The following is a 9604-nucleotide window of genomic DNA, read 5'->3' on the forward strand; positions in this document are numbered from 1 at the left end:
ATATAAATGCATATATAGCGACAATAGCCAAAAATTAAATTACGGCTGTTTACATTGTTTTATTGGGTTTAAAAGCATAGTAAATAAAAAAAATTGGTGGGAGTAAACTCATACCATGCTCAATTAGCTGATATTATAGTCACAAGGAAGGTATTTGGACACTAAAAACACTGAGACCTTCGTATTAATTAATATATAATTTGCCACTCTTTCACTAGAGATTTAAAGTTCTAGCAGCTGCATTGATCTAAACTTAATTTTATAACGTACTAAGACGATTAATCACCAGCTATGTAATGAGTTAACGCACGACTCATGTTAGTATTAATTTTAGGTTCATATAAATAATGAACATATAGATATTAAACTTCCATTAACATATAATAACCCTATATTACTAATACCAAACAACTAGAAAATCGGAACGCATCACTTTGAGCCACAGTTATAATCTAATAAAAATGAATTATTAATGAAATATATTTTATACCTTGCACTTTTAGTGTCTGCTCATGCATTCTCAGCACCTGTAAATAATAGTATCGCTTTTTACTACTCAGCGCCGATGCCATTAGCCGAAATGACTTTTTATTCTCGCGTTGTCGTCCAGCCTGAACTCGTTACCGAGCACGAGCTTAATTGGTTTAAAAAACGAAACATTGCCGTTTACGCTTATTTAAGTGTGGGTGAATCGTTCAATAAAAGTGATTCTTCACTTTCAGTTAATCCTAATTGGAACAGCCACATTGCAGATTTAACATCTACGGATTGGCAACAACAAATGCAAGACAGCGCAGCTTCTTTAAAAGCGCGTGGTTTCAGTGGTTTATTTTTAGATACGCTAGACAGCTATCAACTTTTAGATGACAAACACAGTAAATCAGATCAACAAGATGGCTTAGTCGCGATTATAAAAAACCTCTCTGGTACGTTTAATAAGCATCTTATTCTTAATCGAGGCTTTGAGTTATTACCTAAACTTACTGGTTTAGCCAATGATTTAGTTGCTGAAGGTTTATATAGTCATTACAACCCAACTAATAATAGCTACAAATTAACCACAGAGAACGATCAAGCTTGGCTAAGCGCACAATTAAAAACAGCACAAAACTTAGGTTTTAAAGTACAAGTTATTGATTATGCGCAGCCTGATAACCGCCTTGCTATGGCGCAAAAAATAAAACAAGCTGGCTTTACTCCTTGGGTAACAGATGGGCACTTACAAACATGGGGTACATCAACCATATCGCCAGTACCAAGACGCATCCTAATTCCGTTCAACAGTAATGTAAGACCACTCATTTACACTACCGTACATTTAAAGCTTGCGACCATGATTGAGTATTTGGGATATATTCCTGATTATGTTGATGTAGCTAAACGAGATTTGCCATTAGTAGATCCAAGTTTACATGCTGGTATTATTTCATGGACAAACAGCGATGCTTTTTACACCCCAACTATTACTAATTGGTTGGAAAGTAACTTAGGCGTTGTACCTGAGCTAATTATGGGTGAGCTACCGCAATCAACTAAACTATTACTTAACCTTGGTATTGAAGCGCTTAGCGTATTGCCTCCAGCCCCTTATGAACTTAATCATTTTACTACATGGCTAAAAGGCGAAGCGACAACATCGCCTGCGATAATTAAGCCCTACTTACTGAAATTAGCAACTGATGCCACCCCGCTTATCAATATAAAAGCGGCTGATGGAACTATAATAGTGCAGAGTACTAAAACAAAATATGGCGCGGTTGTTGTTGCACCTTGGCTTATAGATACCTTGCCAATGGAAGGGAGTAAATGGGTTATTGACCCACGTACACTACTCACCAAAGCAATGGGACTACCTCCGATTCTAGTGCCTGATACGACAACTGAAAGCGGTAGGCGCATGCTAACGCTGCATATAGATGGCGATGGCTTCACAAGCCCGGCACATTATGCAGGTAAACCATATTCTGCAGAAGTGATTCGCGATGAAATAATTAAGCGCTATAAACTGCCTTTGACCTCATCGGTTATTCAAGCTGATATTGAAAAAAGTGGCTTACATTCAAAACAAAGTGCCAAACTTGAAGGTATAGCGCGCAGTATTTTTAATTTGCCTTATGTAGAAATTGCTTCGCATACTTATAGCCACCCTTATTTTTGGACTGCGTTATCTGGCCTTAGAATAGTAGATAAAGATGAAGTAGATTATGGTTTTCATCTTGATGTACCTGGCTACGACAAAATAAGCTTAAAAAAAGAAATCACCGATTCAATAAAGTATATTGATGAAAACCTGACACCAAAAAACAAAAAAACAGTGATGATGTTATGGTCAGGCGATGCAACTCCCGGCCCTAAAGCGCTTGAATTGGCTCGCGATGCTGGCGTATTAAACGTCAACGGTGGTAATACAGATGTAAATGCCGATAACCCAAGCCTTACGCATGTTTCACCAATAGGTAGACCAGAGCACGATTTGCTGTATCAAATTTATGCCCCCATATTAAATGAAAACGTATATACAAACTTATGGCACGGGCCTTATTATGGTTTTAGACGCTTAACCGAAACATTTGAAATAACAGAAAAACCATATAGATTAAAACCCTACACTATTTATTTTCATTTTTACTCAGGTGAAATCCCTGCGGGACTAGACGCACTAAAACACAATATAGATTATGTTTTAGCTAGGCCAAATACACCGGTACATTTGAGCCATTACGCAAAAGTAGCAAAAGACTTTTACTTTTCTGCGCTAGCAAAAAACAGTAATAATGAATGGTTATTTAGCTCAAAATACATTCGTACTTTACGAATTCCTACTGATTTTGATATGCCTAACATTGCCCAAAGTGAAGGTGTGTCAGGCGTTACTGAAAAAGGTGACTATATACACATTATTAATAACGTAGCTCGTCTTAGCTTTGATCACAGTCAAAATAGTAAAAAACCTTATTTAGCGTCTGCAAATGTTGTTATTGATAACTGGCAAGTTAACGGACCTGTTAGCTTTAAAGCGTGGGTGCCTGCTTCGCTTGATTTAATTAATGCACGTTCTTGCGAATTTGTATCTAGCTTAGGAGAGCACTTTAAAGGTATTACACGCGCTAATGTGACGCACTTTAATCTTCCAAAGGGTCAATTTTATGGTTATCTTAACTGCAATGGAGTCGCTCGATAATGAATGCTAAAAAGCGCCCTCAGTTAATTTCTGTAAAGACAATATTAGCAATATTAGCTGTAAGTTGTTTTGCACTTTATGCATTATTTCCTCACACCTTATTTTTTGAAGATGATGAACTTTCACAAGATTATACCTTTGAAAAATCGTACCTTAATGCAGCGCTCAACACTGAGCCTAACAACGAAAAGCTACGCGCAAAATTGGTTGAACTACATATAGGGCTTAGTGAGTATTCACAAGCCACTAACGAACTTGAAAAACTACCAAGAGGTGAGCGCAAAGCAACTCTAGAAATAAAGCTGCTTTACTCATTATGGCTAGCAAGCGGGGCTAAAGTTGACGATCGCTTTGAAGATCTATCTTTAAAAATAGGTGTCCATAAGCATTGGGACGAACAAATACTAACTATTGCAAAAGCAGTTGGGTTAAACGCAAAAGTTGCTCTGTACTATCAAAAAAATAAACAACCACTACTTGCAGCTGATTACTGGTTGAGCGCTGGCGAACCAGCCAAAGCTCTCGCTATTTATAAAACAAATATAAATGCTGACATTGCAGCTAAAGCGATTGAGACTGCACTTGGCGCAAATAATCCGATACAAGCTTACGCCTGGTGGAAAACTTATGGCGACCAAGCTAATGTTAAACGCACCCTTTATTTAGCTAACTTAGCTGGCAATACAGAAGATTCAGCTCAAGCCATTGAAAGCTTATTAAAGAGCGATCCAAATAACACCGAGTACTTAACAAAAGCCATGCACCTGCGTTTAGCAAATGGGAATGCAAAAGGGGCTGAGCAATTACTCGCCAAGCTATTACTACAAACTCCAAATGACAAAGAGCTACGCTTACTAAATTGGAAAATAAAGCGCTGGCAGAACAAGCCTAAAGAAGCGCTTAAAGAGTTTAAATGGCTAATGTCGAACAGAGCTGTAACCCCAGCGATGCTTACTGACAGTGTTAATGACGCTGCGGCATTATATTTATACCAAGACGCCAACGATATATATGAATACAAAGCACAAAACCGACAATTAAAAGGCAATGGCTTTGCTAAGTGGATGCAAACAAACGAATTTATAGGCAACACAAAACAAGAACTCAGTAATATTGACCGTTTTGAACAAATAAATGGTAAGAGTGCATTATCGCAATATTGGAAAGCGAAAGTACTTCACGATTCCGGAAATTTAAAAGCACTAAGAGCTTTATGGCCTAAATATAAAGGGCCTAAAAATGAAGAAGACTTACTTTGGATAGCTCGTGCATTTTGGCTTGAGGATGACTTTAAAACAGCATTGTCTATTTTAAAAAACAAGCAACAAAGTACTAATGGAGAATTTTGGACTGCACGAGTAGATATGGCAATGCGTGTTCAAGATAAAAAAGATGAGCTTTATGCTTTTGAGCAACTAAAAGCAATCAGCACACTAAGTGTTGGCGACACGCTTTATTACCAACAGCTGCGCTTTGAAGGACGGCCTCAAGAGCTTCTCGATTATCTATGGGAAAATGAGTCACTTACAGACCGCCAACTGATACAAATTGCATTATTAAGCACGCAAGTAAACGATGCTAAATCGGTTGCCCGTATTCACACAGAGCTTGATAAACAACGTTATAATAAAGCTCTCTACCCTGCTTGGGTTATTCTTTCAAATTGGTATCAAAATCAAAGTGATTTAAATTCGGCTTATACAACTCTAAACCGCGCCGCTAAATTAAGTGAATACGACCCCGATGTTGTACTCGCACAAGGTTGGTTAGCGCTACAAATGCACGACACTATAATGATCAGCCGTATTTTAACTCGCTATTCGGACAGCGATCCTACCTACGCGTGGACGCAATTATTAGCTAGCCTATCTATTTATGAAAAATCATATAACAGTGCTTACTTTTATTTACGAAAACTAGCTGTTGCAGATCCAAGTGACTTAACAACACTGGTTAACTTAGCCGATGTAATGAAGCAGCTTGGTTATTATGCGAATGCTGCCGAGCTAAATCACTATTTATTACAGCATTTACCTAAAGATAAATACGCATACAGAGGCCTAATGTACCGCTGGGCAGGTGCAATGGCTGTTCCTCATTTAATGCAATTAAACTCCATGGATGAGCTCGCGCCCGACACTATTGGTGAGCCTCAAGCAAACTGGTGGTTAGCACGTCGAGCTGCACAAAAGTTAGAACCTTGGCAAAAACTACAGCTTTATATGACCAACGGCGAGTTTAATAAAGCGAAACAGCTTATAGCTGAAGGTTCACTAAGCAAATTAGATGAGCTAAACGCCCTACTCTATTTAAAACAACCCTATGCCACCATGCAACGTTGGTACGAAGAACTTACTGGCGAGGCAAATGAATCGCAATTGAGTTTACTCAGAAATGCACGCGCATCCTATTTTAGAGCACTTGAAATAAACCTATCGCCAGTGGCTGGTTTAAACAGTAGCCAGTACGATGTAAACGTTTATTTTCCTTATGCTAATGGGCAATGGAAATTAAGTTTAAGTAATCAGCAAAATCTTGATAACAACGGATTACTGTTTGCGATAGAAGATAAGATGACATTTGGTCGTTGGTATTTTGATGCAAAAATAGATTCTCACCAAGGCAGCTTAGTTAGTCGCCAAGGTCTTAGCTTAGACTCTCGTTATCAATGGGATTCGCGTACTCAGGTAGGTTTAAAGCTTGAATATAATGTTGAAAACCGCCAATCAGAAGCGCTACTTAGCTATGCTCAGCTAGATAAAGCCACGGCCTATGTTAACTACAATATTGATGGTAGACAAAATGTACAGCTATCAGCAGCAGCGATGTCTTTTTCTCGAAGAAGCGATGGCAGCTCACTAATAAATGGCCAAGAATATAATGCACGTTACCAATACAGTATTTTAAAAGACCGCCCAATTTGGAACGCTTATTTTAGTGCACAGTGGCAAGACTTTGAACGTGTTAATGCATTAATAAATACAGATGCAAGTAGAAGACCGCTAAGAGTTGACCTTCAACCATTTAGACGTTTTGCACTAGGGACCTCATTTGCTTCAACAGGTTCGTTGGAGCCGCCTTATTTAGGCGCAAGCCCTTCATGGTTATTTGATATAAGTACTGGCTATCAAACACTTAACGATACAGTAGATGTATCAGTTTCAAGTGGCGCTGGTTGGTCTGTACTGGGCGATGATTTATTTAAATTACAGCTGGGTTACCAAAGTAGTAATAAAGTGGGTAACTCAGATACACAATTACAATTAGGTTATTACGTACATTTTTAATGTTAGGAGAGAGTATGTTTCGTTTAATTATACCGTGTTTGGTATTACTATTATCAGCATGTACCACCAGCAGAGTTGCTGATGATGTAGAGCTTAGCCCTTCAAAAATTGTGGCATTAATGCCACTTGTTAATCATGCTCAAACACCGCTTGCTGGTGAGCGTGCTGAAGATATTTTGGCCAGTATTTGGCAGCAAAATAAATTGCCAACTCTTATACGCGCTCCTCGCGTAAACACTAAAGAGCTTCCACCACTGGACGATCAATACCGTTTAGACAATGCTATGCAATGGTTAAGCACTCAACAAGCTGACTATGTACTAACAGGTAGCATTGAAGAGTGGCGCTATAAAGCCGGTCTTGACGGAGAACCTGTTGTAGCACTGACCTTATCACTCACAGTTAACGGGCAAACAACGCCAATTTGGACGGGAACTATTGCTAAAAGTGGCTGGGGTCGCGATAGCATTGCAGCAACAGCACAAGATGTGATTGCCGATTTAATTTCTTATATAGAGGTTAGTGAGTGAAAACACATTTCCTTAGACCAAGAGACGTTCCTGAGCTACAAATATGGGCTGAGGTATTTATATTTACCGCGCTTGCTTTAGGGCTGCCTGTATTATTTAACGCAGAGGACCCATTTTGGACTGAGGGAGGGTTTTCGTGGCCTGTACTTGGCCCACTTTTAGTTTCTCTACGTTATGGCTTTTCAAAAGGCTTTATTAGTATTTTATGTTTGCTTGTTGGTCAACTTTGTTTACTTCAAGCAAATATTTTATCACCACAAAGCGACTTCAATATTAACGCCATGATTGGCTACATTATTGTAATTATGATCACTGGCGAATTTAGGGATGTGTGGGAACGTACTAATCAACAACAAAGTATTCAGCTTGAGTACGTAACCGATCGCCTTGAAACATTTACTCGTCAGTATCACTTAATTAATTCATCTCACGATAGAATAGAGCAAATGCTTGCTGGCCACACGTTAAGTTTGCGTGAATCGCTACAAGCAGTAAGAACCTCTATCGGGCTATTAAAAGAAAGAAGGCTTGATAGCGCAGCGCAAAAAATAATCGACCTATTCGTTGAATATGGCTTATTAGAAAGAGCGGGATTATATAAAGTTGAAAACGACACTGTTTTAGAGCCACCACTTGCCTCTATTAGCCAAATGGGTCAAATAGCTGAAAATGATCCTCTTATATTAGCGATGATTGAAGAAAAAGAATTAGTATCAGTAAAAGACGCAAAAACTGCATTAGGTATAAGTAAATACCATATGGCAATCCCACTTATCGACGTAAATAATACAATTTACGGCGTTATTTTAGTTGAAAGAGTACAATTTTTTGCACTTAAAAATACCACTCTTACACTACTTGCTGTTATGGCTGGGCATATTGGCGACCTGCTGCGCCATGAAATAACAAACCCAGTAATGACGTATGAAGAGTCTCCATACTTTATTCGCCAAGTTAAACGCGCGAATAAAGAAGCAAAACGATACAACATTCCATCGCAGCTGCTAAAAATAAAAGCCAATAATATTACTGATAAATCGACTCAACTTATGAGTTATTTAAGTGAAGCACGCCGTGGTTTAGACATTTATTTGTATGATAATCAAAATCAGGTATTACTGCTATTAATGCCATTAGCTGATGAACTTGAAAAAGCAGGCTTTATTGCCCGAATGAACACGTGGTGTAAAGAGCGCACTGGTAGCACTTTAGCTGAGCTTGATATTGTTATTGAGCAACAACTTGCACTACCAATAAGCTCAGATGATATAAAGAGATTGGTTTCACTTTCATGATTATAATTATTATAGCGGCTATTTTAGGGTGTATTTGTCAGTACTTTGCACTAATAGAAGTACTGGAAACACCTAATTGGTTTTTAGCTATACTATTGCATGCTATTGCTAGCATCCTTTTTGCTATTGTTAGTTATGTGTTTATACCTAAAAAATACAAAACGACTCCTTATAGCTCTTTTTTGCTCATGTTTTTATTATTGTTTACATTACCAGTACTTGGAATTATAGGTGTTGTAGTAGCGCTTACGTTTGCTCTGTGTAAACCTCTAAAAAACGATGATATAGAAATTGAAGAGCATAAAATACCTGAGCTTCCTTTTGAAGCCAGAGCTATATCAGCAAATCCAACCTATTCTATGGGCGGGCTTAAAGCAATTTTAAAGCACGCGAGTGAACCAAATAAACGTTTAAGTGCTGTAATGGCAGCTCGTCACATGAGTGACTCACAAGCTATTCCTATTTTAAAGCTAGCACTTAAAGATTTAGAAGATGATATTCGCCTACTCGCCTACTCAACCCTTGATGGTAAAGAAACCAAACTCAACGAAAAAATCAGTTTATATCAGCAAGAAATAGCCGTTACGACTAAGCAGCCTAAATTGAGTCATTTACAAAAACAACTAGCCGAACTTTATTGGGAACTTAGCTACTTAGGTTTAGCCCAAGGTGCACTGCGAAAATACGTTTTAGAAAAAGCCGAAACACTTGCACAGCAAAGTATTGAGCACGTAAAAACACCTGCAACCTTTATATTTTTAGGCCGTATATCTTTAGCCTTAGACAAATACGAAATAGCCCATGAGTACTTACTTAAAGCAACCGAATTTGGTATGGCAAGGCGTCATGTTCTCCCTTATAAAGCCGAAGTTGCCTTTTGTATGAACAAGTTTGACGACTGTAAACGCTACTTAAAAGAACTCCCAGAACAACCTAAAGGCAGTGAATTACGTCATTTGCAGGAGTATTGGCATGAGTAATAAAAATGCAGACATTTTACTGCTTTTGGAAGGTACCTACCCTTACATACGTGGTGGTGTATCTAGCTGGGTTCATCAAATAATTGAAGGGTTACCTCATTATAACTTTGAGCTTGTTTTTATAGGTGGAGCGCCAGAGCATTATGGCGAGATTCAATATACTTTACCTAAAAACGTTACCAAGCTGCATGTTCATTATTTAGTGGAAAATGACACTTCTGAAATAAAAGCTAAGCATGGCATTAAATATAAAAAAGAGCTCTTTGATTTTTGGCAGCAACTACAAAATTATTTTAGAGATTGTAACGAGCCTATTCCGAGTGAATTGTTA

6 protein-coding genes are annotated in these 9604 nt (G+C 38.3%); all 6 read left to right on the forward strand.

Annotated features, from left to right (window positions below; translation table 11 throughout):
• Positions 1-472: 472 nt before the first annotated feature.
• Entirely contained in the window at positions 473-3181 is a 2709-nt protein-coding gene (locus GQR46_RS11035; protein WP_165728465.1) for an endo alpha-1,4 polygalactosaminidase, read from the forward strand.
• Positions 3181-6468 carry a tetratricopeptide repeat protein gene (locus tag GQR46_RS11040; RefSeq protein ID WP_165740975.1) on the forward strand — a complete coding sequence of 1096 codons (3288 nt, stop codon included), beginning with the start codon at positions 3181-3183 and terminating at the stop codon, positions 6466-6468. The genes GQR46_RS11035 and GQR46_RS11040 overlap by 1 nt, the downstream gene beginning before the upstream one ends.
• Positions 6469-6482: 14 nt before the next feature.
• Entirely contained in the window at positions 6483-6998 is a 516-nt protein-coding gene (locus tag GQR46_RS11045; protein ID WP_165728463.1) for a protein PelC, read from the forward strand.
• Positions 6995-8293 carry a PelD GGDEF domain-containing protein gene (locus tag GQR46_RS11050; protein ID WP_165728462.1) on the forward strand — a complete coding sequence of 433 codons (1299 nt, stop codon included), beginning with the start codon at positions 6995-6997 and terminating at the stop codon, positions 8291-8293. The genes GQR46_RS11045 and GQR46_RS11050 overlap by 4 nt, the downstream gene beginning before the upstream one ends.
• Positions 8290-9273 (forward strand): HEAT repeat domain-containing protein, encoded by a 984-nt coding sequence (locus GQR46_RS11055; protein WP_165728461.1) that lies wholly within the window; start codon positions 8290-8292, stop codon positions 9271-9273. Before GQR46_RS11050 ends, GQR46_RS11055 begins: the two co-directional genes overlap by 4 nt.
• The coding region (gene pelF / locus GQR46_RS11060) for a GT4 family glycosyltransferase PelF (protein ID WP_165740976.1) at positions 9266-9604 on the forward strand (339 nt) is incomplete at its 3' end. The genes GQR46_RS11055 and pelF, both read left to right, overlap by 8 nt.

The sequence above is a fragment of the Pseudoalteromonas sp. Z1A6 genome, assembly GCF_011378745.1.
Classification (GTDB): Bacteria; Pseudomonadota; Gammaproteobacteria; order Enterobacterales; family Alteromonadaceae; genus Pseudoalteromonas; species Pseudoalteromonas arctica.

Bases quoted from the DNA above. Each gene is read 5' to 3' on its own strand.
- GQR46_RS11055 (WP_165728461.1), top strand. From the start codon at position 8,290: ATGATTATAATTATTATAGCGGCTATTTTAGGGTGTATTTGTCAGTAC.
- GQR46_RS11035 (WP_165728465.1), top strand. From the start codon at position 473: ATGAAATATATTTTATACCTTGCACTTTTAGTGTCTGCTCATGCATTC.
- GQR46_RS11040 (WP_165740975.1), top strand. From the start codon at position 3,181: ATGAATGCTAAAAAGCGCCCTCAGTTAATTTCTGTAAAGACAATATTA.
- GQR46_RS11045 (WP_165728463.1), top strand. From the start codon at position 6,483: ATGTTTCGTTTAATTATACCGTGTTTGGTATTACTATTATCAGCATGT.